Annotated in this window: 25 protein-coding genes and 6 pseudogenes; 17 read left to right on the top strand and 14 right to left on the bottom strand. The window is 58.0% G+C overall.

The genetic code is table 11. The annotated features are described in order from the left end of the window. Positions 1-16 precede the first annotated feature (16 nt). From RSQ48_RS07370 to intI1 (RSQ48_RS07325), 10 genes and pseudogenes are all read right to left on the bottom strand, one after another. Positions 17-121: pseudogene (locus RSQ48_RS07370) on the bottom strand (hypothetical protein); the annotation flags it as partial. 26 nt (positions 122-147) lie between these two features. After that, on the bottom strand, positions 148-1,053 hold the full coding sequence (gene erm(42) / locus RSQ48_RS07365; RefSeq protein WP_014325825.1) for a 23S rRNA (adenine(2058)-N(6))-methyltransferase Erm(42): 906 nt from the start codon (positions 1,051-1,053) through the stop codon (positions 148-150). Positions 1,054-1,472: 419 nt separating this feature from the next. Continuing rightward, positions 1,473-2,966, bottom strand: coding sequence for an IS91-like element ISVsa3 family transposase (locus RSQ48_RS07360; protein ID WP_001120888.1), 1,494 nt, complete (start codon positions 2,964-2,966; stop codon positions 1,473-1,475). Between the two features lie 111 nt (positions 2,967-3,077). Beyond that, on the bottom strand, positions 3,078-3,383 hold the full coding sequence (locus tag RSQ48_RS07355) for a LysR family transcriptional regulator (RefSeq protein ID WP_001255015.1): 306 nt from the start codon (positions 3,381-3,383) through the stop codon (positions 3,078-3,080). Between the two features lie 27 nt (positions 3,384-3,410). Continuing rightward, a complete protein-coding gene (gene floR, locus RSQ48_RS07350) occupies positions 3,411-4,625 on the bottom strand; it encodes a chloramphenicol/florfenicol efflux MFS transporter FloR (protein ID WP_000214122.1) in 1,215 nt (404 codons plus the stop codon). A gap of 216 nt (positions 4,626-4,841) precedes the next feature. Further along, positions 4,842-5,726, bottom strand: a complete 885-nt coding sequence (locus tag RSQ48_RS07345) for a DUF3363 domain-containing protein (protein ID WP_001447541.1) — start codon at positions 5,724-5,726, stop codon at positions 4,842-4,844. A 30-nt stretch (positions 5,727-5,756) separates the two neighbouring features. Beyond that, positions 5,757-7,250: an IS91-like element ISVsa3 family transposase gene (locus RSQ48_RS07340; protein ID WP_001120888.1), complete on the bottom strand. Its 1,494-nt coding sequence runs from the start codon at positions 7,248-7,250 to the stop codon at positions 5,757-5,759. Positions 7,251-7,460: 210 nt separating this feature from the next. Further along, entirely contained in the window at positions 7,461-7,685 is a 225-nt protein-coding gene (locus RSQ48_RS07335; protein ID WP_000743213.1) for a hypothetical protein, read from the bottom strand. Continuing rightward, positions 7,682-8,419, bottom strand: a complete 738-nt coding sequence (locus RSQ48_RS07330; protein ID WP_001366550.1) for a recombinase family protein — start codon at positions 8,417-8,419, stop codon at positions 7,682-7,684. Before RSQ48_RS07330 ends, RSQ48_RS07335 begins: the two co-directional genes overlap by 4 nt. A 265-nt stretch (positions 8,420-8,684) precedes the next feature. Continuing rightward, on the bottom strand, positions 8,685-9,698 hold the full coding sequence (gene intI1 / locus RSQ48_RS07325) for a class 1 integron integrase IntI1 (protein WP_000845054.1): 1,014 nt from the start codon (positions 9,696-9,698) through the stop codon (positions 8,685-8,687). A 160-nt stretch (positions 9,699-9,858) separates the two neighbouring features. On the opposite strand from intI1 (RSQ48_RS07325), the gene aac(6')-Ib reads away from it, so the two are divergent. From aac(6')-Ib to RSQ48_RS07305, 4 genes and pseudogenes are all read left to right on the top strand, one after another. Next, on the top strand, positions 9,859-10,413 hold the full coding sequence (aac(6')-Ib, locus tag RSQ48_RS07320) for an AAC(6')-Ib family aminoglycoside 6'-N-acetyltransferase (RefSeq protein ID WP_012695458.1): 555 nt from the start codon (positions 9,859-9,861) through the stop codon (positions 10,411-10,413). A gap of 69 nt (positions 10,414-10,482) precedes the next feature. Then, a pseudogene (locus RSQ48_RS07315) lies at positions 10,483-11,321 on the top strand (AadA family aminoglycoside 3''-O-nucleotidyltransferase). 221 nt (positions 11,322-11,542) lie between these two features. Next, positions 11,543-12,757, top strand: a complete 1,215-nt coding sequence (locus RSQ48_RS07310) for a chloramphenicol/florfenicol efflux MFS transporter FloR2 (protein WP_000214125.1) — start codon at positions 11,543-11,545, stop codon at positions 12,755-12,757. A gap of 93 nt (positions 12,758-12,850) precedes the next feature. After that, a pseudogene (locus RSQ48_RS07305) lies at positions 12,851-12,967 on the top strand (DUF3363 domain-containing protein); the annotation flags it as partial. Here the strand turns inward: RSQ48_RS07305 and tetR(G) are convergent. Then, positions 12,964-13,590: a tetracycline resistance transcriptional repressor TetR(G) gene (tetR(G), locus tag RSQ48_RS07300; RefSeq protein WP_000163574.1), complete on the bottom strand. Its 627-nt coding sequence runs from the start codon at positions 13,588-13,590 to the stop codon at positions 12,964-12,966. The pseudogene RSQ48_RS07305 and the gene tetR(G) overlap by 4 nt on opposite strands. Before the next feature lie 103 nt (positions 13,591-13,693). Here tetR(G) and tet(G) point away from each other — a divergent pair, with 103 nt between their 5' ends. Continuing rightward, complete coding sequence (gene tet(G) / locus RSQ48_RS07295; protein WP_001257840.1) at positions 13,694-14,869, top strand: tetracycline efflux MFS transporter Tet(G); 1,176 nt, start codon at positions 13,694-13,696, stop codon at positions 14,867-14,869. A gap of 89 nt (positions 14,870-14,958) precedes the next feature. Further along, a complete protein-coding gene (locus tag RSQ48_RS07290) occupies positions 14,959-15,681 on the top strand; it encodes a LysR family transcriptional regulator (RefSeq protein WP_223151157.1) in 723 nt (240 codons plus the stop codon). Between the two features lie 91 nt (positions 15,682-15,772). Here the strand turns inward: RSQ48_RS07290 and RSQ48_RS07285 are convergent, their stop codons facing one another. The 3 genes and pseudogenes from RSQ48_RS07285 to intI1 (RSQ48_RS07275) form a co-directional block, all read right to left on the bottom strand. Further along, a complete protein-coding gene (locus RSQ48_RS07285) occupies positions 15,773-17,257 on the bottom strand; it encodes an IS91 family transposase (protein ID WP_022742855.1) in 1,485 nt (494 codons plus the stop codon). A gap of 274 nt (positions 17,258-17,531) precedes the next feature. Continuing rightward, positions 17,532-17,882 (bottom strand): annotated as a pseudogene (locus RSQ48_RS07280) (TCP-1/cpn60 chaperonin family protein); the annotation flags it as partial. Positions 17,883-17,885: 3 nt separating this feature from the next. Next, positions 17,886-18,185 (bottom strand): annotated as a pseudogene (gene intI1, locus RSQ48_RS07275) (class 1 integron integrase IntI1); the annotation flags it as partial. Between the two features lie 157 nt (positions 18,186-18,342). Between intI1 (RSQ48_RS07275) and dfrA17 the strand changes: the two are divergent. From dfrA17 to arsB, 11 genes and pseudogenes are all read left to right on the top strand, one after another. Next, complete coding sequence (gene dfrA17 / locus RSQ48_RS07270) at positions 18,343-18,816, top strand: trimethoprim-resistant dihydrofolate reductase DfrA17 (protein WP_001389366.1); 474 nt, start codon at positions 18,343-18,345, stop codon at positions 18,814-18,816. 130 nt (positions 18,817-18,946) lie between these two features. Next, positions 18,947-19,735 (top strand): ANT(3'')-Ia family aminoglycoside nucleotidyltransferase AadA5, encoded by a 789-nt coding sequence (locus RSQ48_RS07265; protein ID WP_000503573.1) that lies wholly within the window; start codon positions 18,947-18,949, stop codon positions 19,733-19,735. Positions 19,736-19,940: 205 nt separating this feature from the next. Beyond that, a complete protein-coding gene (locus tag RSQ48_RS07260) occupies positions 19,941-20,288 on the top strand; it encodes a quaternary ammonium compound efflux SMR transporter QacE delta 1 (protein WP_000679427.1) in 348 nt (115 codons plus the stop codon). Then, the gene (gene sul1 / locus RSQ48_RS07255) at positions 20,282-21,121 is read left to right on the top strand and encodes a sulfonamide-resistant dihydropteroate synthase Sul1 (protein ID WP_000259031.1); all 840 of its coding nucleotides are present in this window, start codon (positions 20,282-20,284) and stop codon (positions 21,119-21,121) included. Before RSQ48_RS07260 ends, sul1 begins: the two co-directional genes overlap by 7 nt. A gap of 127 nt (positions 21,122-21,248) precedes the next feature. Next, the gene (locus RSQ48_RS07250; protein ID WP_000376623.1) at positions 21,249-21,749 is read left to right on the top strand and encodes a GNAT family N-acetyltransferase; all 501 of its coding nucleotides are present in this window, start codon (positions 21,249-21,251) and stop codon (positions 21,747-21,749) included. 506 nt (positions 21,750-22,255) lie between these two features. Further along, positions 22,256-23,020, top strand: coding sequence for an IS6-like element IS6100 family transposase (locus tag RSQ48_RS07245; RefSeq protein ID WP_001389365.1), 765 nt, complete (start codon positions 22,256-22,258; stop codon positions 23,018-23,020). Positions 23,021-23,074: 54 nt separating this feature from the next. Beyond that, positions 23,075-23,341, top strand: a pseudogene (locus RSQ48_RS07240) (DDE-type integrase/transposase/recombinase); the annotation flags it as partial. Between the two features lie 295 nt (positions 23,342-23,636). Beyond that, a complete protein-coding gene (locus RSQ48_RS07235; RefSeq protein ID WP_000447876.1) occupies positions 23,637-23,969 on the top strand; it encodes an ArsR/SmtB family transcription factor in 333 nt (110 codons plus the stop codon). Next, entirely contained in the window at positions 23,966-24,733 is a 768-nt protein-coding gene (gene arsH, locus RSQ48_RS07230) for an arsenical resistance protein ArsH (RefSeq protein ID WP_001239389.1), read from the top strand. Before RSQ48_RS07235 ends, arsH begins: the two co-directional genes overlap by 4 nt. Then, the gene (locus RSQ48_RS07225) at positions 24,730-25,236 is read left to right on the top strand and encodes an arsenate reductase ArsC (protein ID WP_000140066.1); all 507 of its coding nucleotides are present in this window, start codon (positions 24,730-24,732) and stop codon (positions 25,234-25,236) included. The genes arsH and RSQ48_RS07225 overlap by 4 nt, the downstream gene beginning before the upstream one ends. Beyond that, positions 25,233-26,300, top strand: coding sequence for an ACR3 family arsenite efflux transporter (gene arsB / locus RSQ48_RS07220; protein WP_001272375.1), 1,068 nt, complete (start codon positions 25,233-25,235; stop codon positions 26,298-26,300). The genes RSQ48_RS07225 and arsB overlap by 4 nt, the downstream gene beginning before the upstream one ends. Positions 26,301-26,402: the final 102 nt, after the last annotated feature.

Genomic DNA, 26,402 nt, shown 5'->3' with positions numbered 1-26,402 from the left:
ACCCAGATGGGCCAACTAAAACAACAAAATCCTCATTATTAACTTCCAAATTAAAATTTTTAACAACAAAGTTTTTCCCATCGAAAGTTTTGTTTATGTTTTCTAGCTTTAATTTTAACATTTAGCTTTTCCTTATCTGCCGTTTATCTATTTTCTGTTATTTTGCTTTCTATTTCTATGAATCTTTTCTAAACTAGACTCATGTTCTAACATTCTTTTATACGAATTGTTAACTAAAACTTTTTTATCCTTGCTTACCATGTTCGAATTATAGAGTTTAAACATTTTTAGCCAAAATTCATAACTCCAATTACTTATATTTGAATCATCATTAATTCGGCTTTCTTTTAAAATTATTTTTTGTTGCTTATAACTAAAAATTCGTTTTGTTTTTTCTTTAAATGTAACTCCCTTTTCTAAAAAGACAAAGGCTAAAAAATCTTTCCAAGCATGCCTGTCTTCAAGGTTTATATCTGTAAAGTCTTTATAAGAAAATTGGCCCAAAATAATGTTTGCGTTTGGAGCTGGCTTAAAATCAAATTTGCTAAAGCTATGCAATATGTTAGTTTTGAAAAATGGTTTATATAATAAAGATTTATAAGACTCCTTGTAAGATGGTGCACCCGCATACTTTAAAAAAGGTTCATATTGCATAATTAAAAAAGTATCTAAGGGTGGGTTCTCACTATCTAACAATTTATTTAAAATACTTGCCGTTATGTTAAATGGAATGTTTGAAAAAACTTTATAATTATGGTCTGGTAAATTGTATTTTAAAAAATCGGCTTCAATAATAGACACATTTGAACTTTTAAATTCATGGCTCAACTTATCAGCCAATACACTATCGAACTCAATAGCATTAACGGCTTTGCAGATTTTGCTTAATGCCTTGGTTATTATGCCTTTTCCAGGCCCAATCTCAACAACAAAATCCTCCTTAGTTATATTGCTTTTAAAAAGCAAATCTTCGACTAATTTAGTATTATGCAAAAAATTCTGTGAGTCTTTAATGTTGAAATTTTTGTTTTTTATTTTAGTGTTTTTATTCATATCCATGTATTACAATTATAGACTGATTTTGTCAAGTAAGAATTGTTTTGATTTATGTATAATTCCTACAAGTTCGGAAATTTAAAAATGAAAGAAGCCTGAAATTATCAGGCTTCAAGCTTGTAAGATTTTTAAGATTATATTTACACTGTTAGAATATTCTCTACTGACATGAGAAAAACCAACGTATAGGAAGAATAAACGCCCTTTTCACCCAAGTCCAACAGCTTTGGACCGCAGTTGACTCTTTCGACACCCCTGCGATGCAACCCAATCCGGCTGACGGGGAGCCAGCAACGCTGAAAATTTACCCTCCTCTTTCCCACTAGCGGCTCCTTTTCCGACAACCAGCACGGCGGATCCCTGCCGCGGCGCTGTGAACGCAGCATTTTGATTGGTATCGTTGGCCTTCAGGCTCGTCAGTCAAACAGACCCAGGAGCAGCTCAGCCGGTGGCGCCCGGCTTTCGGGTAACGCCCTGGTCCCGCTGGTTTCGGCTTTGTGCTTCAGGTGATCAAGGATCTGCTTGATCACTATAGGGTCTTCAATGCAGGCGATGACTTTCATGGCGCCGCCGCAGCCGCTGCAGGTCTCGATGTCGATATTGAAAACACGCTTGAGCCGTTGCGCCCATGTCATCGACGCTCGCCGTTGTGCTGGTGTTGCCGGTTCATCAGCCACCCTGACCTTGTTGCCCCTGCCCCGTTTTGCCGGCGTGACCAACGCCCGGTGCCGACTGTTGGGTGCGAACACCCCGTGGAAGCGGGTTAGGTTGACTCTGGGCTTCGGTACCAGGGCGGCCAGCCTTGCAATGAAATCCAATGGTTCGAAAATGACGTGCGTGGTGCCGTCCCGGTACGGCGTCTTGAGCTGGTAGCGCACGTTGCCGCCTCGTGTTAACGACAGCCGCTTCTCGGATACCGCCGGGCGGCTGATGTACCGGCACAGCCGTTCGAGCTTCTTGCGTTCATCGGCCCTGGCCGCCACGCCGGCGTGCAGGCTGGACCCGGCTACCTTGCCAATCCCGTCACCGAACGGATCACCACTGGTCGGCAGAGTTTGCAAAGTGAACACCTTTCGCCCCGCCTGTGAACCGACAGCGATACGGTAAGTGATCGAGTGCCCCAGCAGGGGTGTCATCGGGTCGTCATCCACCGCATCCGAAGCCAGATAGCTGTTTTCGACATCCCGTTCCAGCAGGCCTTGCCGTTCCAGATAGCGACCCACCCGGTGGGCGATGGTGTGCGTCAGCTGGGTGAGCTCTGGGCTGGTCGGCGCCTTGACCCAGCGGAAACGCGCTGAGCCGTGGGATTGCTCGACATACACACCGTCGAGAAACAGCATGTGGAAGTGAACATTCAGATTGAGCGCCGATCCAAAACGCTGGATCAGGGTGACCGCGCCCGTCTTGGCCACTTGGTGGGTATGGCCCGCTTTCTTGACCAGGTGCGTGGCAATGACGCGGTAAACGATGCCCAGCACCCACCCCATGATCTCGGGCCGGCTGGCAAACAGGAAACGCAGCTGAAACGGGAAGCTCAACACCCACTGACGCATGGGTTGTTCAGGCAGTACTTCATCAACCAGCAAGGCGGCACTTTCGGCCATCCGCCGCGCCCCACAGCTCGGGCAGAAACCGCGACGCTTACAGCTGAAAGCGACCAGGTGCTCGGCGTGGCAAGACTCGCAGCGAACCCGTAGAAAGCCATGCTCCAGCCGCCCGCATTGGAGAAATTCTTCAAATTCCCGTTGCACATAGCCCGGCAATTCCTTTCCCTGCTCTGCCATAAGCGCAGCGAATGCCGGGTAATACTCGTCAACGATCTGATAGAGAAGGGTTTGCTCGGGTCGGTGGCTCTGGTAACGACCAGTATCCCGATCCCGGCTGGCCGTCCTGGCCGCCACATGAGGCATGTTCCGCGTCCTTGCAATACTGTGTTTACATACAGTCTATCGCTTAGCGGAAAGTTCTTTTACCCTCAGCCGAAATGCCTGCCGTTGCTAGACATTGCCAGCCAGTGCCCGTCACTCCGCGGTCTTCACTGCGTGATCGAGTTGATCGACACCCGCCGTGACACGCTCCATGAAGTGCCTGCCTGCGTCTGTTAGCCGAACGCCCCGCGCATGGCGCTCAAATAGCAGGACACCAAGGTTATCCTCCAGCGCTTTCACACGCGCGCTGACGCTCGACTGGCTGATACCAAGTGCCTTGGCCGCATGCCGAAAATTCAGATGCTCGGCGACGGCGATGAACTGAACAAGGGAAATGAGCGGTATCCTGCCAGACAGGATACCGACATTCACGAGGTTTCGATGGTTAGTGCGCCGCATCGGAGCGGGCCTGCTACCAGTCGTCGGTTAGACGACTGGCGACTTCTCGGTGGCAGCCCCACGGAGCCGAAGGAGCACCAGCCCCAACGAAACCAGTACCGCCATCGCCGTGGCGTAACAGATCACGGGCCACGCTGTGTCACCGTTTAAAAGTGCCACCGCCAATGTCCCGACAATGCTGACTATCAGGCTTTGAACGCAGAAGTAGAACGCGACCGCTGATCCCGCGATGTCGTCGAACTCTGCCAAAGCGCCGTTCGCGGTAACGGACACCGTGAAGACAATACCGACCGCGACAACCCACATCGGTAGGATGAAGGTGAGGAATGACGGCGAGCCGTAAAGTTCGCCGATCCCCAACAGGACCGCTCCGCAAACAAGCAACGCCATCCCACGCGCCACGCATCCTGCGATGCCCCATCTGGCGACAAAGGACTTCGCGAAACGGGTTGTCACGATCATTACAAGCGCGACAGTGGCGAAGGCAAAGCTGAATCCGATCTCGGAATATTCCGCTTGGCCTATGAGCACACGGGGAGCCGTCGAGAAGAAGACGAAGTAGGTGCCCATACCGGCGCTAAAGCCGACAGTGTAAACCCAAAAAGCCGGACTCGCGAAGATCGGCAAGACAGATCGGCGCGTCTTGACTTGATCCAGAGGGCGGGTTTCGTGCCACCTGAAACCCGCATTTAGGAGTGCGAGCATCGCCAGTATAGCCAAAGTAATGAATATCGCCTGCCATCCCAAGAACTCGCCGATCAATACTCCGGCGATAGGGCCGAGCGCAGGCACGAACGCCAGCATCGAACTGAAAAGGCCGTAGATGACGACACCCTCAGGACGGTTGGCATAAACGTCGCGAACCGTCGCGAACGTCGCCACCAGCATGGCCGACGCGCCCACTGCTTGAAGTAGACGGAAAGCGACAAAGGCCGGTGCAGTTGAAGACCAAGCTGCTCCCAGAGACGCAATGACGAAAGCCGTTGCGCCCGCAAGTAGAATTGGCCGTCGCCCGATTCTGTCTGAGAGCGGACCAAAAATCACCTGGCCCACGCCGAGCATCACCATATAGAGGCTCAACGTGAGTTGGATCATAGCGGGCGTCGTGTTCAGGATGCCGGGCATCGCTGGAACGACAGGGAGATAAATATCCATCGCCAGTGAAGCGAGGATGTCGAAAGGAGCCATCAGCAGCAGTGCTGCCGGCAGCGTATAGGCCCACGCGGGGCGTGTGGTGGTCATGACGAATCAACCCTCGATTAAGGAATACCGGGCGACGTCTGCTCGTCAGCAATCAGATGAGACTAGCCTTACAGAGCGCCGCAACAACAATACTGGTTGTTGCGGCTTACTTGTCTGCTGACTTGGAATTTCCCATCTGATTACTCCACGCTTACGAATATGAATTGCTACATTTTATCCGATTATCTTTTGCTTCGCAATGCGGCATGGGCGCACTCAGCGTTCCAGCCCCCTCTGCCGCCCTAACTGCCACGACACCGACCCGCCCTGCACGATGCCCATAACCTCGCGGCCGAGTTGGCGGTCGATGATCGGCCGCCACGGGACAAGGGTGAACTCATGGGATTTCTCGACCACGGCGAACTTGCCGCTCGATAGATGCACGGTTCCGGTAAACTTGCCGCTGACGCTCTCGCCGTCCGTGGCGGCGCGGAACGGCAGGCCCTTACTCAAAGCCATATCCGATCCGACGCCGGCTACCTCGCGCTCCCGCAGGATGGCGAGAAGGTTGCGCCGGTAGAAGACGCGGCTGTCCCGGCTGCGGGTGGCGTCGCCCTGTTCGATATGGTGCTCGCGGCGCTGGTCCATGGCTTCGCGGACTTGTTGCCCGAAGCCGGTTGGCGCAAGGTCGGCCGTCTCGCCGTGGATCAGCCGCCGGTCCAGCCAGGTCGCGCCGTCCGATCCGATCTGTTTGTTCAGATCGACCGGGGAAAGGACGCGAACGCTGGCCTGACTGTCTCGGCCGGCGTCATGGGCGGCGGCACGGCTGACCAGATCATCGGGGATGCGCCATTGGTCGGCGTCGATCCGCTCGACGATACCGGCCCGGCGTAGCGCCTCCAGCCGGCGCACATGGGCATCGACATAGCCCTCATAGTCGCCGCCTGGAACGCGGCACGTATAGGAAGAATAAACGCCCTTTTCACCCAAGTCCAACAGCTTTGGACCGCAGTTGACTCTTTCGACACCCCTGCGATGCAACCCAATCCGGCTGACGGGGAGCCAGCAACGCTGAAAATTTACCCTCCTCTTTCCCACTAGCGGCTCCTTTTCCGACAACCAGCACGGCGGATCCCTGCCGCGGCGCTGTGAACGCAGCATTTTGATTGGTATCGTTGGCCTTCAGGCTCGTCAGTCAAACAGACCCAGGAGCAGCTCAGCCGGTGGCGCCCGGCTTTCGGGTAACGCCCTGGTCCCGCTGGTTTCGGCTTTGTGCTTCAGGTGATCAAGGATCTGCTTGATCACTATAGGGTCTTCAATGCAGGCGATGACTTTCATGGCGCCGCCGCAGCCGCTGCAGGTCTCGATGTCGATATTGAAAACACGCTTGAGCCGTTGCGCCCATGTCATCGACGCTCGCCGTTGTGCTGGTGTTGCCGGTTCATCAGCCACCCTGACCTTGTTGCCCCTGCCCCGTTTTGCCGGCGTGACCAACGCCCGGTGCCGACTGTTGGGTGCGAACACCCCGTGGAAGCGGGTTAGGTTGACTCTGGGCTTCGGTACCAGGGCGGCCAGCCTTGCAATGAAATCCAATGGTTCGAAAATGACGTGCGTGGTGCCGTCCCGGTACGGCGTCTTGAGCTGGTAGCGCACGTTGCCGCCTCGTGTTAACGACAGCCGCTTCTCGGATACCGCCGGGCGGCTGATGTACCGGCACAGCCGTTCGAGCTTCTTGCGTTCATCGGCCCTGGCCGCCACGCCGGCGTGCAGGCTGGACCCGGCTACCTTGCCAATCCCGTCACCGAACGGATCACCACTGGTCGGCAGAGTTTGCAAAGTGAACACCTTTCGCCCCGCCTGTGAACCGACAGCGATACGGTAAGTGATCGAGTGCCCCAGCAGGGGTGTCATCGGGTCGTCATCCACCGCATCCGAGGCCAGATAGCTGTTTTCGACATCCCGTTCCAGCAGGCCTTGCCGTTCCAGATAGCGACCCACCCGGTGGGCGATGGTGTGCGTCAGCTGGGTGAGCTCTGGGCTGGTCGGCGCCTTGACCCAGCGGAAACGCGCTGAGCCGTGGGATTGCTCGACATACACACCGTCGAGAAACAGCATGTGGAAGTGAACATTCAGATTGAGCGCCGATCCAAAACGCTGGATCAGGGTGACCGCGCCCGTCTTGGCCACTTGGTGGGTATGGCCCGCTTTCTTGACCAGGTGCGTGGCAATGACGCGGTAAACGATGCCCAGCACCCACCCCATGATCTCGGGCCGGCTGGCAAACAGGAAACGCAGCTGAAACGGGAAGCTCAACACCCACTGACGCATGGGTTGTTCAGGCAGTACTTCATCAACCAGCAAGGCGGCACTTTCGGCCATCCGCCGCGCCCCACAGCTCGGGCAGAAACCGCGACGCTTACAGCTGAAAGCGACCAGGTGCTCGGCGTGGCAAGACTCGCAGCGAACCCGTAGAAAGCCATGCTCCAGCCGCCCGCATTGGAGAAATTCTTCAAATTCCCGTTGCACATAGCCCGGCAATTCCTTTCCCTGCTCTGCCATAAGCGCAGCGAATGCCGGGTAATACTCGTCAACGATCTGATAGAGAAGGGTTTGCTCGGGTCGGTGGCTCTGGTAACGACCAGTATCCCGATCCCGGCTGGCCGTCCTGGCCGCCACATGAGGCATGTTCCGCGTCCTTGCAATACTGTGTTTACATACAGTCTATCGCTTAGCGGAAAGTTCTTTTACCCTCAGCCGAAATGCCTGCCGTTGCTAGACATTGCCAGCCAGTGCCCGTCACTCCCACTCGATTGTAAACAAGCACACAAAACCCTTTAGTGACAACAATTTGCAAGAACTATCAGGCTCAGTGCCATGAAAAATACCATGACCAGATCATGAGGTTGAACACGGCTTGCGCCGGCAGCGTTCACGCTCCTGGTCGGCGATCTCGCCCGGCTGCAATGCTAGCTCAGCATCGGTCATGCGCTCCAGCACGTCGCGTAGGCGGATGGTGCAAGGAATGGGCGGCAGCTCGAACTCATAGCCGCCGGCGATCATTTCGGCCGCAATCTCCTCGGTGATGAAAAACGGCTCGTCGTCTTGGTTCGGCTTCTTCATGCCCTTTCCTCCTGGCGCTCATCCTGGCCGACAGCGGCCAGGGCATCGGCTTCCGTCAATGCGTCCTCCACGAACGCGCCGTGCTGCTTCGCTTCGGCCTGGCTGACCTCGGCCCATATCCGTTTCACCTGGGCCGCACTGTACCCGGCCAGCTCGGCGGTCTTGTTGATGCTGTAGCCGGACTTGCGCAGCGCGACAACTTGGGCGCGGCGCTTCGGATCAGCACGGCGGCCCTTGTACCGCCCGGCCTGGCGGGCCAACTCAATGCCTTGGCGCTGGCGTTCGCGCCTGTCCTCGTAGTCGTCGCGGGCCATCTGCAAGGCCAGGCGAAAAAGCATGATCTGCACGGCTTCCAGCACGATCTTGGCGACGCCCTGGGCCTCGGCCGCCAGGTCGGATAGATCGACCACGCCAGGGACGGCCAGGCGTGCGCCTTTGGCCTGTATCGAGGCCACCAGGCGCTCGGCCTCGGGCAAAGGTAGGCGGCTGATGCGGTCGATCTTCTCGGCAATGACCACCTCGCCGGGCTGTAGGTCGCCGATCATGCGCAGCAGCTCAGGCCGGTCGGCGCGTGCGCCGGATGCCTTCTCACGGTAGATGCCGGCGACGTAGTAGCCGGCGGCCTTCGCGGCCGTAGTGATCGCCTCTTGGCGTTCCAAGTCCTGCGCGTCGGTGCTGACGCGCAGATAGACCCGCGCCACCATCGGCGCGGCTACTGGCTTCGTCCTGCGCATACTTGCGGGCTCCTTTGGGCATACTCAAATGCACCCATCTTAAACTGGCAGGCCAATTTATCATGTCGTTTTCAGAAGACGGCTGCACTGAACGTCAGAAGCCGACTGCACTATAGCAGCGGAGGGGTTGGATCCATCAGGCAACGACGGGCTGCTGCCGGCCATCAGCGGACGCAGGGAGGACTTTCCGCAACCGGCCGTTCGATGCGGCACCGATGGCCTTCGCGCAGGGGTAGTGAATCCGCCAGGATTGACTTGCGCTGCCCTACCTCTCACTAGTGAGGGGCGGCAGCGCATCAAGCGGTGAGCGCACTCCGGCACCGCCAACTTTCAGCACATGCGTGTAAATCATCGTCGTAGAGACGTCGGAATGGCCGAGCAGATCCTGCACGGTTCGAATGTCGTAACCGCTGCGGAGCAAGGCCGTCGCGAACGAGTGGCGGAGGGTGTGCGGTGTGGCGGGCTTCGTGATGCCTGCTTGTTCTACGGCACGTTTGAAGGCGCGCTGAAAGGTCTGGTCATACATGTGATGGCGACGCACGACACCGCTCCGTGGATCGGTCGAATGCGTGTGCTGCGCAAAAACCCAGAACCACGGCCAGGAATGCCCGGCGCGCGGATACTTCCGCTCAAGGGCGTCGGGAAGCGCAACGCCGCTGCGGCCCTCGGCCTGGTCCTTCAGCCACCATGCCCGTGCACGCGACAGCTGCTCGCGCAGGCTGGGTGCCAAGCTCTCGGGTAACATCAAGGCCCGATCCTTGGAGCCCTTGCCCTCCCGCACGATGATCGTGCCGTGATCGAAATCCAGATCCTTGACCCGCAGTTGCAAACCCTCACTGATCCGCATGCCCGTTCCATACAGAAGCTGGGCGAACAAACGATGCTCGCCTTCCAGAAAACCGAGGATGCGAACCACTTCATCCGGGGTCAGCACCACCGGCAAGCGCCGCGACGGCCGAGGTCTTCCGATCTCCTGAAGCCAGGGCAGATCCGTGCACAGCACCTTGCCGTAGAAGAACAGCAAGGCCGCCAATGCCTGACGATGCGTGGAGACCGAAACCTTGCGCTCGTTCGCCAGCCAGGACAGAAATGCCTCGACTTCGCTGCTGCCCAAGGTTGCCGGGTGACGCACACCGTGGAAACGGATGAAGGCACGAACCCAGTTGACATAAGCCTGTTCGGTTCGTAAACTGTAATGCAAGTAGCGTATGCGCTCACGCAACTGGTCCAGAACCTTGACCGAACGCAGCGGTGGTAACGGCGCAGTGGCGGTTTTCATGGCTTGTTATGACTGTTTTTTTGTACAGTCTATGCCTCGGGCATCCAAGCAGCAAGCGCGTTACGCCGTGGGTCGATGTTTGATGTTATGGAGCAGCAACGATGTTACGCAGCAGGGCAGTCGCCCTAAAACAAAGTTAGGCATCACAAAGTACAGCATCGTGACCAACAGCACCGATTCCGTCACACTGCGCCTCATGACTGAGCATGACCTTGCGATGCTCTATGAGTGGCTAAATCGATCTCATATCGTCGAGTGGTGGGGCGGAGAAGAAGCACGCCCGACACTTGCTGACGTACAGGAACAGTACTTGCCAAGCGTTTTAGCGCAAGAGTCCGTCACTCCATACATTGCAATGCTGAATGGAGAGCCGATTGGGTATGCCCAGTCGTACGTTGCTCTTGGAAGCGGGGACGGATGGTGGGAAGAAGAAACCGATCCAGGAGTACGCGGAATAGACCAGTCACTGGCGAATGCATCACAACTGGGCAAAGGCTTGGGAACCAAGCTGGTTCGAGCTCTGGTTGAGTTGCTGTTCAATGATCCCGAGGTCACCAAGATCCAAACGGACCCGTCGCCGAGCAACTTGCGAGCGATCCGATGCTACGAGAAAGCGGGGTTTGAGAGGCAAGGTACCGTAACCACCCCAGATGGTCCAGCCGTGTACATGGTTCAAACACGCCAGGCATTCGAGCGAACACGCAGTGATGCCTAACCCTTCCATCGAGGGGGACGTCCAAGGGCTGGCGCCCTTGGCCGCCCCTCATGTCAAACGTTAGACATCATGAGGGTAGCGGTGACCATCGAAATTTCGAACCAACTATCAGAGGTGCTAAGCGTCATTGAGCGCCATCTGGAATCAACGTTGCTGGCCGTGCATTTGTACGGCTCCGCAGTGGATGGCGGCCTGAAGCCATACAGCGATATTGATTTGTTGGTTACTGTGGCCGTAAAGCTTGATGAAACGACGCGGCGAGCATTGCTCAATGACCTTATGGAGGCTTCGGCTTTCCCTGGCGAGAGCGAGACGCTCCGCGCTATAGAAGTCACCCTTGTCGTGCATGACGACATCATCCCGTGGCGTTATCCGGCTAAGCGCGAGCTGCAATTTGGAGAATGGCAGCGCAATGACATTCTTGCGGGTATCTTCGAGCCAGCCATGATCGACATTGATCTAGCTATCCTGCTTACAAAAGCAAGAGAACATAGCGTTGCCTTGGTAGGTCCGGCAGCGGAGGAATTCTTTGACCCGGTTCCTGAACAGGATCTATTCGAGGCGCTGAGGGAAACCTTGAAGCTATGGAACTCGCAGCCCGACTGGGCCGGCGATGAGCGAAATGTAGTGCTTACGTTGTCCCGCATTTGGTACAGCGCAATAACCGGCAAAATCGCGCCGAAGGATGTCGCTGCCGACTGGGCAATAAAACGCCTACCTGCCCAGTATCAGCCCGTCTTACTTGAAGCTAAGCAAGCTTATCTGGGACAAAAAGAAGATCACTTGGCCTCACGCGCAGATCACTTGGAAGAATTTATTCGCTTTGTGAAAGGCGAGATCATCAAGTCAGTTGGTAAATGATGTCTAACAATTCGTTCAAGCCGACCGCGCTACGCGCGGCGGCTTAACTCCGGCGTTGGGCGCACAATAAGGCTCCTTGCAGAGTTGCTTGAAAGTTGTTACGATTCAAATTTAATCATGAGATAGTCAGCAGATGAGCACTTCCAAGAACGCAGACAAGTAAGCCGCAACATCAGAATTGTTGTTGCGGCGCTCTGTAAGACCAATCCCATCTGATTGCTGACGAGCAGACGCTGCCCGGTATCCTTAATCGAGCGGTTGATTCGTCATGACCACCACACGCCCCGCGTGGGCCTATACGCTGCCGGCAGCCTTGCTGCTTATGGCTCCCTTCGACATCCTCGCCTCGCTGGCGATGGATATTTATCTTCCAGTCGTTCCGGCGATGCCGGGCGTCCTGAACACGACTCCATCCATAATCCAACTCACGTTGAGCCTCTACATGGTGATGCTCGGTGTGGGCCAAGTGATCTTTGGGCCACTCTCCGATCGCGTCGGGCGACGGCCGATCCTGCTTGTAGGCGCAACGGCTTTCGTTGCTGCGTCTCTGGGAGCGGCTTGTTCTTCAACTGCATTAGCCTTTGTTGCGTTTCGTCTGGTTCAGGCTGTTGGAGCATCGGCCATGCTGGTGGCCACCTTCGCGACCGTGCGCGACGTATATGCCAATCGTCCCGAAGGTGCCGTCATCTACGGCCTTTTCAGTTCGATGCTGGCGTTCGTGCCTGCGCTCGGCCCTATAGCCGGTGCGCTGATCGGCGAGTTTTGGGGATGGCAGGCGATCTTCATCACACTGGCTGCACTGGCTTCGCTCGCACTCTTAAACGCCAGTTTCAGGTGGCATGAAACCCGACCGTTGGATCAGGCCAGAACGCAACGATCTGTTTTGCCGATCTTCGCGAGTCCGGCCTTTTGGGTTTACACGGTCGGATTTAGTGCCGGCATGGGCACATTCTTCGTTTTCTTCTCGACAGCCCCCCGTGTTCTCATAGGCCAAGCCGGCTATTCCGAGATCGGATTTAGCTTGGCCTTCGCGACTGTCGCGCTGGTCATGGTCACGACAACCCGCTTCGCAAAGTCCTTCGTTGCCAAATGGGGTATCGCGGGATGCGTAGCGCGCGGGATGGCGTTGCTCGTTTCCGGCGCGATCCTGTTGGGGATCGGCCAACTTTTCGGATCGCCGTCATTTTTCAGCTTCATCCTGCCGATGTGGGTTGTCGCGGTCGGCATTGTCTTCACGGTGTCCGTTACCGCCAACGGCGCACTTGCGCAGTTCGACGACATCGCTGGATCAGCGGTTGCGTTCTACTTCTGCATCCAAAGCCTGATAGTCAGTATCGTCGGGACATTGGCGGTGACGCTGTTAAACGGCGATACAGCGTGGCCCGTGATTTGTTACGCCACGGCAATGGCAGTGCTGGTGTCGTTGGGGCTGGCGCTCCTTCGATCCCGTGATGCTGCCACCGAGAAGTCGCCAGTCGTCTAGCCGACGACTGGAAGCAAGCCCGCTCCGATGCGGCGCAATAATCTTCGAAACCTCGTGAATGGCGGTATCCTGTCTGGCAAGATACCGCTCATTTCCCTTGTCCCGTGGCGGCCGGTCATCGACCGCCAGCTCGGCCGTGAGGTCATGGGCATCGTGCAAAGCGGATCGGTGTCGTGGCAGTTGGGGCGGCAAAGGGGCATAAGCCTCTAATCTGTTGTAGATGAACGCAGCCGCTCGAAACCAGCGATGAGGCTGTCGAGTCCGAAGTTGAACGCAGCATCCATGCCGTCTGTTTCCAACTCGTGAAACAGATCGTGCAGGAAGGACGACGGTGCTTGCTCGGACACATCTGGCCTGTCCGGAACTCTCTCATCGGCATCAGATGCCTGCTGCTCGAGAACGGAACCGACCACATAGTGACTGACCGCCCGGAGCGCCCAAACGGCGCGCTTCGGACAAAAGCCCTCCGCGCAGAGAAAGCGTATTTGCGTCTCGGCGGTGCCAAAATTCGGTTCTGTCGGTCGAGTGCCGGCATGGATACGCGCGCCGTCCCGATAAGAGAGCAACGCCGTTCTGAAGCTCAGGGCATTCTCTTTCAGGAACACCCGCCAGTCCTCATTCTCTTCGGGTAGCGAGCGGGTATGGCGTTCCGCCAGCATCGCCTCGGCGAGCGCATCAAGCAGCGCTCGCTTGTTCTGGAAATGCCAGTAAAGCGCAGGCTGCTGAACCTTGAGGCGTTCAGCGAGCTTCCGCGTCGTCAGGCTGTCCATGCCAACCTCGTTCAACAGCTCTAGCGCCGCCGCGATCACGGTGCCCTTGTCCAGTTTGGTCATTCACGTTCCTTCGCCAGTGCTTGACAATTTATCACCGATAAGTTATATGTCCATCTCCTTATCGTTGATAAAGTCGCTCCATTGAGCGGCGCTGGAGTTTCAGGTGCGCAGCTCTGCCATCATTGCCCTGCTGATCGTGGGTCTTGACGCCATGGGTCTCGGCCTCATCATGCCCGTCCTTCCGACGCTTCTGCGTGAGCTTGTGCCAGCAGAGCAGGTCGCTGGACACTATGGTGCCTTGCTGTCGCTCTATGCATTGATGCAGGTCGTCTTCGCGCCCATGCTTGGACAGCTTTCGGATTCTTACGGTCGGCGTCCGGTACTTCTGGCTTCTCTTGCAGGAGCCGCAGTCGATTACACGATTATGGCATCAGCGCCGGTCTTATGGGTGCTCTATATCGGCCGACTCGTGTCCGGCGTCACGGGCGCAACCGGAGCTGTAGCAGCCTCAACCATTGCCGATTCGACGGGGGAAGGTTCTCGCGCACGCTGGTTCGGCTACATGGGGGCCTGTTATGGGGCGGGCATGATTGCCGGGCCAGCACTTGGTGGCATGCTCGGTGGTATCTCTGCTCATGCCCCGTTTATCGCCGCCGCCCTTCTCAACGGGTTCGCGTTCCTGCTTGCCTGCATTTTCCTCAAGGAGACTCATCACAGCCATGGCGGGACCGGAAAGCCGGTTCGCATCAAACCATTCGTTCTGTTACGGCTGGATGATGCATTGCGCGGGCTAGGTGCGCTTTTCGCAGTTTTCTTCATTATTCAACTGATCGGCCAAGTGCCTGCAGCCCTATGGGTCATATATGGCGAGGACCGTTTTCAGTGGAACACCGCGACCGTTGGTTTGTCGCTCGCGGCGTTTGGGGCAACACATGCGATCTTCCAAGCGTTTGTTACCGGCCCGCTTTCAAGCCGGCTTGGAGAGCGGCGCACGCTGCTGTTTGGCATGGCTGCGGATGCGACTGGCTTCGTTCTTCTGGCTTTTGCCACGCAGGGATGGATGGTGTTCCCGATTCTGTTGCTGCTTGCCGCCGGGGGTGTTGGCATGCCGGCCTTGCAGGCAATGCTCTCAAACAATGTCAGCAGTAACAAGCAAGGGGCTTTGCAAGGAACGCTAACGAGCCTCACCAATCTAAGCTCTATCGCAGGACCGCTTGGCTTCACAGCACTCTATTCTGCCACCGCCGGGGCATGGAACGGTTGGGTTTGGATTGTCGGCGCGATCCTCTATTTAATATGTCTGCCAATACTACGCAGACCATTCGCAACTTCATTGTGATTTAGTCATGGCGATTTGGCATGCGTAGACTTAGGAGAAATGACGGATTAAATCTGTTGAGCAATCATCTCCTTTCGGGGCGAGTGCCAATGATGACCTTAGTTCACACTCTCGCTGTCGCCGAATATCTCAACTTCCGTCACGCCGCCAACGCGCTCGGCGTTGCACAGTCCAGCGTCAGCGCCCGCGTGAAGGCACTGGAAGAAGACCTCGGCATCCTCTTGTTCGAGCGTCATGCGCGCGGCGTTCGGCTGACCGAGGCCGGACGCCATTTCGTCGAGCGGATAGCCGTAGGTATTGACCAACTCGACCATGCGGTGAAAACCGCCGGCATGGCGGCAGCCGGAGAAAGCGGCCGGCTTCGTATCGGTATCCATGCCCTGATTCCGCATAGCTTCCTCGCAAAGCTGATCGGCCAATACCGCAAGGATTACCCCGATGTTGAAGTCGAGATCGCCGAAGGCCCGGCCCGTGAAGCGGTGGTGCAGCTTCGCGCCGGCAGGTTGGACGTGGCGTTCGTCGCGGGCACGCCCCAACCACCCGACTGCCATTCCCGTCGCACATGGACCGAACCGCTCTTGGCGGTGCTACCGGAACGGCATCCGCTCGCCAAGCGGTCAGCCGTCACATGGCCCGATTTGGCAGGCGAGACGTTCCTTGCGTATAGGAAGTTCAAACGCCCTTTTCGGGCAGTCTGCTGGGTAGGCGGCGGTCGCGCAAGCCCCGTTTTGGGCACGGATCGGACGTCTGTGAGTGGGATTTCGGCATCGCGGGGCCACGCAGCGGCGTTGTCAGCAGCCATGCTTCGCTGATTCCCGACAGCGGGCCGAGCGCCGCCCTGCGGATCGTGGCCGCATCGGCTCGGATTCCGGTTTCGCCGTCGGCTGTGCAGCCGGCAGATCGTCACGCGGCTTGCACTGGCGGCGCGCGCGCTGCGGGCCTGTAGTGCGCTTCTTCCCGCGCGCCGTGCTTCTCGAAGTGGGCGAGGATGGCGCGGATGGCGGTGGGTTCCTCGATGCTGGCGACGATCCGCACGGTGCCACCGCAGTGGACGCAGGCGGTGACGTCGATGGAAAAGACCCGCTTGAGCCGTTGCGCCCAGCTCATCGCACGGCGCTTCTCCTCGGGGCTGCGCGGCGCGTCGTGGGCGCTGACGTCCACTGGCGCCGCATCGCCCGCAGGCCGCTTGCCGCGCCCCGAGGGCGTCAGCTGCGCACGCAGGTTTGCATTCGGGGCGAATACGCCGTGGAAGCGGGTGAGATGCGCGCGAGGTGGCGGGACCAGCGCCGCCAGCTTGGCGATGAAATCCACCGGATCCCATTCCACATGCGTGGTGCCATTGCGCCACGGGGTCTTGAGCTGGTAACGCACCCTGCCCTGGAGCGCTATCGACAGCCGCTTCTCGCTGATCGCCGGGCGCGTGATGTAGCGGCACAGCTTTTCCAGCTTGTGGCTTTCGTGTGCTTCGGCCGCCACGCCGGCATGCAGTGAGAAGCCGCCGACCTTGCCGGCTTCGCCCTCCAGCGAACCGGCGTCACCGGGCAGCGTTTGCAGCGTGACGACCTTGCAGCCAGCGTCGCGGCCGGTGGCGATGCGGTAGGTGATCGAACTCATCCGCAGCCCATCCATGCTGTCGTCGCCTGCAGCGCTGTCTGCCAGGAAGGCCGATTCGCCCTCCCCTTCGAGCCAGCCTTTGCGCGTCAGGTGCCGACACACCCGGTGCGCGATGGTAGCTGCCAGCTGGGTCAACTGCGCGGTGGTGGGCGCACGGGCGCGGTGCAGGCGCAGTTCGCGCCGCGGCAGCTCGGTGGCTTCCACGTACACGCCGTCGAGCCACAGCATGTGGAAGTGGATGTTCAGGTTCAGCGCGCTGCCGAAACGCTGGATCAGCGTCACCGCGCCGCACTGGGCGCTGGCGCGGTCGATGCCGGCTTGATCGGCCAACCAGCCGGCGATCACGCGCTGCACGATGCCCAGCACCGGGCCAATGGCTTCTGGCTTGCTGGCGAACAGGAAACGCAAGGGGTACGGAAAGCTCAGCACCCATTGCCGCACAGGCCGCGGGCCGAACACCTCCTCGACCAGGTGCCGCGCACTCTCGGCCATGCGTCGCGCGCCGCAACTCGGGCAGAACCCGCGCTTCTTGCAGGAGAAGGCCACCAGCCTCTCTGCACGGCAGTGCTCGCACACCACCCGCAGGAAGCCGTGCTCGAGTACGCCGCAACGCAGGTAGGCATCGAACGCCTCGCGGACATACCCGGGCAGCGAGCGGCCCTCCGCTTCGATCCGTGCAATGAAGTCCGGGTAGTGCGCCTCTACCAACGCGTACAGCAGCGTGCGCTCGGGCGCGTGGCGCGCGTACCGCGAACCGGTGTGGGCGGACGGCAGTGGCGCGCATCCCGCGGCTTGCCGCCGGGATGTGGCGAGGCGCGGCACGCAGCGCTCCGGTGCGGGGACGGCTGCTCAGTGTTGCGCCTGTGTTCGCACGTTCGTATCGGTGCGTTCTGATCTTCGCGTCAGACATTGCCGCGGCGCGGGCACAACAAAAAGCCCGGCATCGCTGCCGGGCTCCGGCCCCGTCCTTGGGGCCTTGATGTCGGGTCGTTGCCGGGATCGGACCGCGCTGGCGCGGTCCGGTTCCCTGACGACCGGGCCAACCGGATCAGAAATCCATGCCGCCCATGCCGCCCATACCGCCAGCACCCGGCATGGCCGGCTCTTCCTTCTTCGGCACTTCGGCCACGACCACTTCGGTCGTGATCGCAAGGCCGGCGACGGAAGCGGCGTGCTGCAGGGCCGAGCGGGTCACCTTGGTCGGGTCCAGGATGCCCATGGCGATCATGTCGCCGAACTCGCCGGTGGCGGCGTTGTAGCCGTAGCTGCCTTCGCCGGCCTTGACGTTGGCCACGATCACGCTCGGTTCTTCACCGGCGTTGGCCACGATGGCGCGCAGCGGGGCTTCCAGCGCACGGCGGGTGATGGCGATGCCCAGGTTCTGGTCTTCGTTGATGCCCTGCCAGGGCAGATCCGTGCACAGCACCTTGCCGTAGAAGAACAGCAAGGCCGCCAATGCCTGACGATGCGTGGAGACCGAAACCTTGCGCTCGTTCGCCAGCCAGGACAGAAATGCCTCGACTTCGCTGCTGCCCAAGGTTGCCGGGTGACGCACACCGTGGAAACGGATGAAGGCACGAACCCAGTGGACATAAGCCTGTTCGGTTCGTAAACTGTAATGCAAGTAGCGTATGCGCTCACGCAACTGGTCCAGAACCTTGACCGAACGCAGCGGTGGTAACGGCGCAGTGGCGGTTTTCATGGCTTGTTATGACTGTTTTTTTGTACAGTCTATGCCTCGGGCATCCAAGCAGCAAGCGCGTTACGCCGTGGGTCGATGTTTGATGTTATGGAGCAGCAACGATGTTACGCAGCAGGGCAGTCGCCCTAAAACAAAGTTAGCCATTAAGGGAGTTAAATTGAAAATATCATTGATTTCTGCAGTGTCAGAAAATGGCGTAATCGGTAGTGGTCCTGATATCCCGTGGTCAGTAAAAGGTGAGCAACTACTCTTTAAAGCGCTCACATATAATCAATGGCTCCTTGTCGGAAGAAAAACATTTGACTCTATGGGTGTTCTTCCAAATCGCAAATATGCAGTAGTGTCAAAGAACGGAATTTCAAGCTCAAATGAAAACGTCCTAGTTTTTCCTTCAATAGAAAATGCTTTGAAAGAGCTATCAAAAGTTACAGATCATGTATATGTCTCTGGCGGGGGTCAAATCTATAATAGCCTTATTGAAAAAGCAGATATAATTCATTTGTCTACTGTTCACGTTGAAGTCGAAGGTGATATCAAATTCCCTATAATGCCTGAGAATTTCAATTTGGTTTTTGAACAGTTTTTTATGTCTAATATAAATTATACATACCAGATTTGGAAAAAAGGCTAACAATGCGTTGCAGCACCAGTCGCTTCGCTCCTTGGACAGCTTTTAAGTCGCGTCTTTGTGGTTTTGCTGCGCAAAAGTATTCCACAAAGCCGCAACTTAAAAGCTGCCGCTGAACTTAACGTTAGGCATCATGGGTGAATTTTTCCCTGCACAAGTTTTCAAGCAGCTGTCCCACGCTCGCGCGGTGATCGAGCGCCATCTGGCTGCGACACTGGACACAATCCACCTGTTCGGATCTGCGATCGATGGAGGGCTGAAGCCGGACAGCGACATAGACTTGCTCGTGACCGTCAGCGCCGCACCTAACGATTCGCTCCGGCAGGCGCTAATGCTCGATTTGCTGAAAGTCTCATCACCGCCAGGCGATGGCGGAACATGGCGACCGCTGGAGCTAACTGTTGTCGCTCGAAGCGAAGTAGTGCCTTGGCGCTATCCGGCGCGGCGTGAGCTTCAGTTCGGTGAGTGGCTCCGCCACGACATCCTTTCCGGAACGTTCGAGCCTGCCGTTCTGGATCACGATCTTGCGATTTTGCTGACCAAGGCGAGGCAACACAGCCTTGCGCTTCTAGGCCCATCCGCAGCCACGTTTTTCGAGCCGGTGCCGAAGGAGCATTTCTCCAAGGCGCTTTTCGACACTATTGCCCAGTGGAATGCAGAGTCGGATTGGAAGGGTGACGAGCGGAACGTCGTTCTTGCTCTTGCTCGCATTTGGTACAGCGCTTCAACTGGTCTCATTGCTCCTAAGGACGTTGCTGCCGCATGGGTATCGGAGCGTTTGCCTGCCGAGCATCGGCCCCTCATCTGCAAGGCACGCGCGGCGTACCTGGGTAGCGAGGACGACGACCTAGCAATGCGCGTCGAAGAGACGGCCGCGTTCGTTCGATATGCCAAAGCAACGATTGAGAGAATCTTGCGTTGAGCGGCATGTGCGAAAAGTGCATCGACCCGCGCCGAGGGCATCTGATGCCTAACTCGGCGTTCAAGCGGACGGGCTGCGCCCGCCGCTCAACTATGCGTTAGATGCACTAAGCACATAATTGCTCACAGCCAAACTATCAGGTCAAGTCTGCTTTTATTATTTTTAAGCGTGCATAATAAGCCCTACACAAATTGGGAGATATATCATGAAAGGCTGGCTTTTTCTTGTTATCGCAATAGTTGGCGAAGTAATCGCAACATCCGCATTAAAATCTAGCGAGGGCTTTACTAAGCTTGCCCCTTCCGCCGTTGTCATAATCGGTTATGGCATCGCATTTTATTTTCTTTCTCTGGTTCTGAAATCCATCCCTGTCGGTGTTGCTTATGCAGTCTGGTCGGGACTCGGCGTCGTCATAATTACAGCCATTGCCTGGTTGCTTCATGGGCAAAAGCTTGATGCGTGGGGCTTTGTAGGTATGGGGCTCATAATTGCTGCCTTTTTGCTCGCCCGATCCCCATCGTGGAAGTCGCTGCGGAGGCCGACGCCATGGTGACGGTGTTCGGCATTCTGAATCTCACCGAGGACTCCTTCTTCGATGAGAGCCGGCGGCTAGACCCCGCCGGCGCTGTCACCGCGGCGATCGAAATGCTGCGAGTCGGATCAGACGTCGTGGATGTCGGACCGGCCGCCAGCCATCCGGACGCGAGGCCTGTATCGCCGGCCGATGAGATCAGACGTATTGCGCCGCTCTTAGACGCCCTGTCCGATCAGATGCACCGTGTTTCAATCGACAGCTTCCAACCGGAAACCCAGCGCTATGCGCTCAAGCGCGGCGTGGGCTACCTGAACGATATCCAAGGATTTCCTGACCCTGCGCTCTATCCCGATATTGCTGAGGCGGACTGCAGGCTGGTGGTTATGCACTCAGCGCAGCGGGATGGCATCGCCACCCGCACCGGTCACCTTCGACCCGAAGACGCGCTCGACGAGATTGTGCGGTTCTTCGAGGCGCGGGTTTCCGCCTTGCGACGGAGCGGGGTCGCTGCCGACCGGCTCATCCTCGATCCGGGGATGGGATTTTTCTTGAGCCCCGCACCGGAAACATCGCTGCACGTGCTGTCGAACCTTCAAAAGCTGAAGTCGGCGTTGGGGCTTCCGCTATTGGTCTCGGTGTCGCGGAAATCCTTCTTGGGCGCCACCGTTGGCCTTCCTGTAAAGGATCTGGGTCCAGCGAGCCTTGCGGCGGAACTTCACGCGATCGGCAATGGCGCTGACTACGTCCGCACCCACGCGCCTGGAGATCTGCGAAGCGCAATCACCTTCTCGGAAACCCTCGCGAAATTTCGCAGTCGCGACGCCAGAGACCGAGGGTTAGATCATGCCTAGCATTCACCTTCCGGCCGCCCGCTAGCGGACCCTGGTCAGGTTCCGCGAAGGTGGGCGCAGACATGCTGGGCTCGTCAGGATCAAACTGCACTATGAGGCGGCGGTTCATACCGCGCCAGGGGAGCGAATGGACAGCGAGGAGCCTCCGAACGTTCGGGTCGCCTGCTCGGGTGATATCGACGAGGTTGTGCGGCTGATGCACGACGCTGCGGCGTGGATGTCCGCCAAGGGAACGCCCGCCTGGGACGTCGCGCGGATCGACCGGACATTCGCGGAGACCTTCGTCCTGAGATCCGAGCTCCTAGTCGCGAGTTGCAGCGACGGCATCGTCGGCTGTTGCACCTTGTCGGCCGAGGATCCCGAGTTCTGGCCCGACGCCCTCAAGGGGGAGGCCGCATATCTGCACAAGCTCGCGGTGCGACGGACACATGCGGGCCGGGGTGTCAGCTCCGCGCTGATCGAGGCTTGCCGCCATGCCGCGCGAACGCAGGGGTGCGCCAAGCTGCGGCTCGACTGCCACCCGAACCTGCGTGGCCTATACGAGCGGCTCGGATTCACCCACGTCGACACTTTCAATCCCGGCTGGGATCCAACCTTCATCGCAGAACGCCTAGAACTCGAAATCTAACGTCCGTTCGGGCATCGAGGTCCATGTCGGGGTGGGACGGGCCCGTGGCTTCAAGATCACTTGCAGTCCGACCGCGATGTCTTGGTTGCGCGAGAGGTTGTCGATATCCTCCACTTCCATCATCAACCCTGGATAATGCCGCCGCCGTCATCGCCGCCGACGCCCGTGCCGGGCTTTTCGGGCCTGTCAGGCTTGCTCGGCCTTCAGCCTGCCTGGGCGAGATCTCCGGCGGACGGATTAACGGCGGAGCTTCGCCGCCTTTCGTGCGTGTGAAGGCCGAAGATAGTTCTCTCAAAAACATCCGTTTATGAGAGATACCAAATGTCATTTTCAGAAGACGACTGCACCAGTTGATTGGGCGTAATGGCTGTTGTGCAGCCAGCTCCTGACAGTTCAATATCAGAAGTGATCTGCACCAATCTCGACTATGCTCAATACTCGTGTGGGCTCTGTTGCAAAAATCGTGAAGCTTGAGCATGCTTGGCGGAGATTGGACGGACGGAACGATGACGGATTTCAAGTGGCGCCATTTCCAGGGTGATGTGATCCTGTGGGCGGTGCGCTGGTATTGTCGCTATCCGATCAGCTATCGCGACCTTGAGGAAATGCTGGCGGAACGCGGCATTTCGGTCGACCATACGACGATCTATCGCTGGGTCCAGTGCTACGCCCCGGAGATGGAGAAGCGGCTGCGCTGGTTCTGGCGGCGTGGCTTTGATCCGAGCTGGCGCCTGGATGAAACCTACGTCAAGGTGCGGGGCAAGTGGACCTACCTGTACCGGGCAGTCGACAAGCGGGGCGACACGATCGATTTCTACCTGTCGCCGACCCGCAGCGCCAAGGCAGCGAAGCGGTTCCTGGGCAAGGCCCTGCGAGGCCTGAAGCACTGGGAAAAGCCTGCCACGCTCAATACCGACAAAGCGCCGAGCTATGGTGCAGCGATCACCGAATTGAAGCGCGAAGGAAAGCTGGACCGGGAGACGGCCCACCGGCAGGTGAAGTATCTCAATAACGTGATCGAGGCCGATCACGGAAAGCTCAAGATACTGATCAAGCCGGTGCGCGGTTTCAAATCGATCCCCACGGCCTATGCCACGATCAAGGGATTCGAAGTCATGCGAGCCCTGCGCAAAGGACAGGCTCGCCCCTGGTGCCTGCAGCCCGGCATCAGGGGCGAGGTGCGCCTTGTGGAGAGAGCTTTTGGCATTGGGCCCTCGGCGCTGACGGAGGCCATGGGCATGCTCAACCACCATTTCGCAGCAGCCGCCTGATCGGCGCAGAGCGACAGCCTACCTCTGACTGCCGCCAATCTTTGCAACAGAGCCCTCAATAACGTGATCGAGGCCGATCACGGAAAGCTCAAGATACTGATCAAGCCGGTGCGCGGTTTCAAATCGATCCCCACGGCCTATGCCACGATCAAGGGATTCGAAGTCATGCGAGCCCTGCGCAAAGGACAGGCTCGCCCCTGGTGCCTGCAGCCCGGCATCAGGGGCGAGGTGCGCCTTGTGGAGAGAGCTTTTGGCATTGGGCCCTCGGCGCTGACGGAGGCCATGGGCATGCTCAACCACCATTTCGCAGCAGCCGCCTGATCGGCGCAGAGCGACAGCCTACCTCTGACTGCCGCCAATCTTTGCAACAGAGCCTCCGTCGCCATGCTCACCTCGCTTTGGTGCACACGAGTATTGAGCATAGTCGAGATTGGTGCAGATCACTTCTGATATTGAACTGTCAGGAGCTGGCTGCACAACAGCCATTACGCCCAATCAACTGGTGCAGTCGTCTTCTGAAAATGACATATCACATATCGATCTAAATGCGCCTAGCTCATTTTTACAGCTTAAATGAGCTATTGAGCACACTCCATATTTCGACTATTATTGAAACATGGAAACGATAAATGCTGTAGCCGCCCTGGCGGCCATCGCTCAAGAATCGCGCCTCGCGGTGTTCCGGCTTCTCGTCCAGGCCGGCCCCGCCGGCATGGCCGCCGGAAAAATCAGCGAAGCGGCCGGCATCCCGCCGTCTTCGCTATCCTTCCACCTGAAAGAGCTGGCACACGCCGGCATGGTCACGTCGCGGCAAGAAGGCCGATTTGTGATCTACGAGGCGAACTTTTCGACGGCCACTAACCTGGTGGCCTTTCTCACGGAAAACTGCTGCGGCGGCCAGGTGTGCAACCTGTCTTGCACCACGGAAGCCGGGAAGGTGTTGGCATGAGACTTCGCCATCTTTCCGACCCCGATTCTTTGCCCGCTTTGGACAAATCCTTTGCCATCGAGCGCCCGGCGCTCGGGCTGGCACCCGACGCCCCGCCGGTGCGTATCCTGCTGCTGTATGGCTCGCTGCGCGCCCGCTCGTTCTCACGGCTGGCCGTCGAGGAAGCGGCCCGGCTGCTGCAATTCTTTGGCGCAGAAACACGCATCTTCGACCCGTCCGATTTGCCGTTGCCCGATCAAGTGCAAAGCGACGATCACCCGGCCGTCAAGGAGCTGCGCGCCCTGTCCGAGTGGTCAGAGGGACAAGTCTGGTGCAGCCCGGAACGCCACGGTCAGATTACCAGTGTCATGAAGGCGCAGATTGACCATCTGCCGCTTGAAATGGCCGGCATCCGGCCGACCCAAGGCCGCACCCTGGCCGTGATGCAGGTATCCGGCGGCTCGCAGAGCTTCAACGCCGTGAACACCTTGCGTCTGCTCGGCCGCTGGATGCGAATGTTCACCATTCCGAACCAGTCGAGTATCGCCAAAGCGTTCCAAGAGTTCGACGCGGCGGGCCGCATGAAGCCCTCGCCGTACTACGACCGAATAGCCGATGTGATGGAAGAACTGGTGCGCTTCACGGCGCTGGTACGGCCGCACCGTGAAGCACTGACAGACCGCTATTCCGAACGGAAAGCGGCCGGCCACGTCATCGACGAGGCCACCGATCTTTCATCCATCGCCATTGCTCCCCAGCCACTACCAGAAAGCGAAACATCATGACCGAAAGAATCTATAACGTCCTCATCCTCTGCACCGGCAATTCGGCGCGCAGCATCATGGCCGAAGCTCTCATCAACACGATGGGGCAAGGGCGCTTCCGCGCCTACAGCGCCGGCAGTCACCCAACCGGCAAGGTCAATCCCTTCGCCGTCGAAAAGGTGGAGTCGGTGAATTACCCGACCGAGAATCTGCGCAGCAAGAGCTGGGACGAGTACGCCACGCCCGACGCACCGAAGATGGACTTCATCATCACCGTCTGCGACAACGCCGCCGGCGAAATGTGTCCGGTGTGGCCTGGTCAGCCGATCTCGGCGCATTGGGGATTTGAAGACCCGGCCGCCGTCGAAGGCACTGACGCCGAGAAGCGCCGGGCCTTCGAACAAACCTTCCGGCACATGATGAACCGCGTCCGCCTGTTCGTGAATCTGCCTCTCAAAATGCTTGACCAGACGGCCATCAAGCGCGAGCTGGCGAACATCGGCAAGACCGAGCAGGAAGCATGAGCGCCGGCGCACAGGCCATCGCCGCGAAGCCGCGCCAGGCCCCGATGAGCGGCTTCGAGCGTTACCTGACGCTGTGGGTGGCCCTGTGCATCGTCGCCGGTGTTGCGCTCGGCCAGGGCCTTCCTGACGTGTTCCAGGCCATAGGCCGCATGGAAGTGGCCCAGGTCAATTTGCCGGTGGGCCTGCTGATTTGGGTAATGATCGTCCCGATGCTGGTCAAGATCGACTTCGGGGCGCTGCACCAGGTCAAAGAGCATTGGCGCGGCATCGGCGTCACGCTGTTCGTGAATTGGGCCGTCAAGCCATTCTCGATGGCCCTGCTGGGGTGGCTGTTCATCCGACAAGTGTTCGCTCCGTTCCTGCCGGCCGATCAACTGGACAGCTACATCGCGGGCTTGATCTTGCTGGCCGCCGCGCCCTGCACGGCAATGGTGTTCGTGTGGAGCCGCCTTACCAACGGCGACCCGCTTTTCACGCTCTCGCAAGTGGCTCTGAACGACGCCATCATGATCGTGGCCTTCGCGCCCATCGTCGGCCTGCTGCTGGGCATGTCCTCGATCTCGGTGCCTTGGGACACGCTGCTGATTTCGGTCGTGCTCTACATCATCGTGCCGGTGATCCTGGCGCAGCTCTTGCGGCGGCATCTGCTCAAGCAAGGACAGGCCGCCTTTGAACGGGCCATGCAGAAGATCGGGCCGTGGTCGATGGCCGCGCTGCTGCTGACGTTGGTTCTACTGTTCGCCTTCCAGGGCGAGGCCATCATCCGGCAGCCGTTAGTGATCGCCATGCTAGCCGTGCCGATCTTGATTCAAGTGTTCTTCAATTCCGGGTTAGCCTACTGGCTGAACAAGCGGGCGGGGGAAAAGCACTCTGTCGCCTGTCCTTCGGCCCTGATCGGTGCCAGCAACTTCTTCGAGCTGGCCGTGGCGGCCGCCATCAGCTTGTTCGGTCTGCACTCCGGCGCTGCATTGGCAACCGTGGTCGGCGTCCTGGTCGAAGTGCCGGTGATGCTGCTGGTCGTGCGCGTGGTGAATCGCTCGAAGAGCTGGTACGAACGAGGTTGAACATGAGTAGGAAAAAACTGAGGAAATGATTGCAGATTGCCGCGCCGGCCGCTTCCTGGCGCATTCGATCACTGACCTGGAACACCTAGTATCCATGCTTGC

It is taken from the genome of Alcaligenes sp. SJTW-7 (assembly GCF_047716895.1).
Lineage (GTDB): Bacteria > Pseudomonadota > Gammaproteobacteria > Burkholderiales > Burkholderiaceae_B > Alcaligenes > Alcaligenes ammonioxydans.
Note: the sequence above shows the minus strand (reverse complement) of the source record. Positions and strands in the feature narration are given on the sequence as shown.

Coding starts and splice junctions, on each gene's coding strand:
- RSQ48_RS07265 (WP_000503573.1), top strand. CDS start 18,947: ATGGGTGAATTTTTCCCTGCACAAGTTTTCAAGCAGCTGTCCCACGCT.
- sul1 (WP_000259031.1), top strand. CDS start 20,282: ATGGTGACGGTGTTCGGCATTCTGAATCTCACCGAGGACTCCTTCTTC.
- RSQ48_RS07225 (WP_000140066.1), top strand. CDS start 24,730: ATGACCGAAAGAATCTATAACGTCCTCATCCTCTGCACCGGCAATTCG.
- RSQ48_RS07345 (WP_001447541.1), bottom strand. CDS start 5,726: ATGCTGCGTTCACAGCGCCGCGGCAGGGATCCGCCGTGCTGGTTGTCG.
- arsH (WP_001239389.1), top strand. CDS start 23,966: ATGAGACTTCGCCATCTTTCCGACCCCGATTCTTTGCCCGCTTTGGAC.
- RSQ48_RS07245 (WP_001389365.1), top strand. CDS start 22,256: ATGACGGATTTCAAGTGGCGCCATTTCCAGGGTGATGTGATCCTGTGG.
- RSQ48_RS07330 (WP_001366550.1), bottom strand. CDS start 8,419: ATGCGCAGGACGAAGCCAGTAGCCGCGCCGATGGTGGCGCGGGTCTAT.
- RSQ48_RS07360 (WP_001120888.1), bottom strand. CDS start 2,966: ATGCCTCATGTGGCGGCCAGGACGGCCAGCCGGGATCGGGATACTGGT.
- arsB (WP_001272375.1), top strand. CDS start 25,233: ATGAGCGCCGGCGCACAGGCCATCGCCGCGAAGCCGCGCCAGGCCCCG.
- RSQ48_RS07355 (WP_001255015.1), bottom strand. CDS start 3,383: ATGCGGCGCACTAACCATCGAAACCTCGTGAATGTCGGTATCCTGTCT.
- RSQ48_RS07260 (WP_000679427.1), top strand. CDS start 19,941: ATGAAAGGCTGGCTTTTTCTTGTTATCGCAATAGTTGGCGAAGTAATC.
- RSQ48_RS07310 (WP_000214125.1), top strand. CDS start 11,543: ATGACCACCACACGCCCCGCGTGGGCCTATACGCTGCCGGCAGCCTTG.
- RSQ48_RS07335 (WP_000743213.1), bottom strand. CDS start 7,685: ATGAAGAAGCCGAACCAAGACGACGAGCCGTTTTTCATCACCGAGGAG.
- intI1 (WP_000845054.1), bottom strand. CDS start 9,698: ATGAAAACCGCCACTGCGCCGTTACCACCGCTGCGTTCGGTCAAGGTT.
- floR (WP_000214122.1), bottom strand. CDS start 4,625: ATGACCACCACACGCCCCGCGTGGGCCTATACGCTGCCGGCAGCACTG.
- RSQ48_RS07340 (WP_001120888.1), bottom strand. CDS start 7,250: ATGCCTCATGTGGCGGCCAGGACGGCCAGCCGGGATCGGGATACTGGT.
- RSQ48_RS07235 (WP_000447876.1), top strand. CDS start 23,637: ATGGAAACGATAAATGCTGTAGCCGCCCTGGCGGCCATCGCTCAAGAA.
- RSQ48_RS07250 (WP_000376623.1), top strand. CDS start 21,249: ATGGACAGCGAGGAGCCTCCGAACGTTCGGGTCGCCTGCTCGGGTGAT.
- RSQ48_RS07290 (WP_223151157.1), top strand. CDS start 14,959: ATGATGACCTTAGTTCACACTCTCGCTGTCGCCGAATATCTCAACTTC.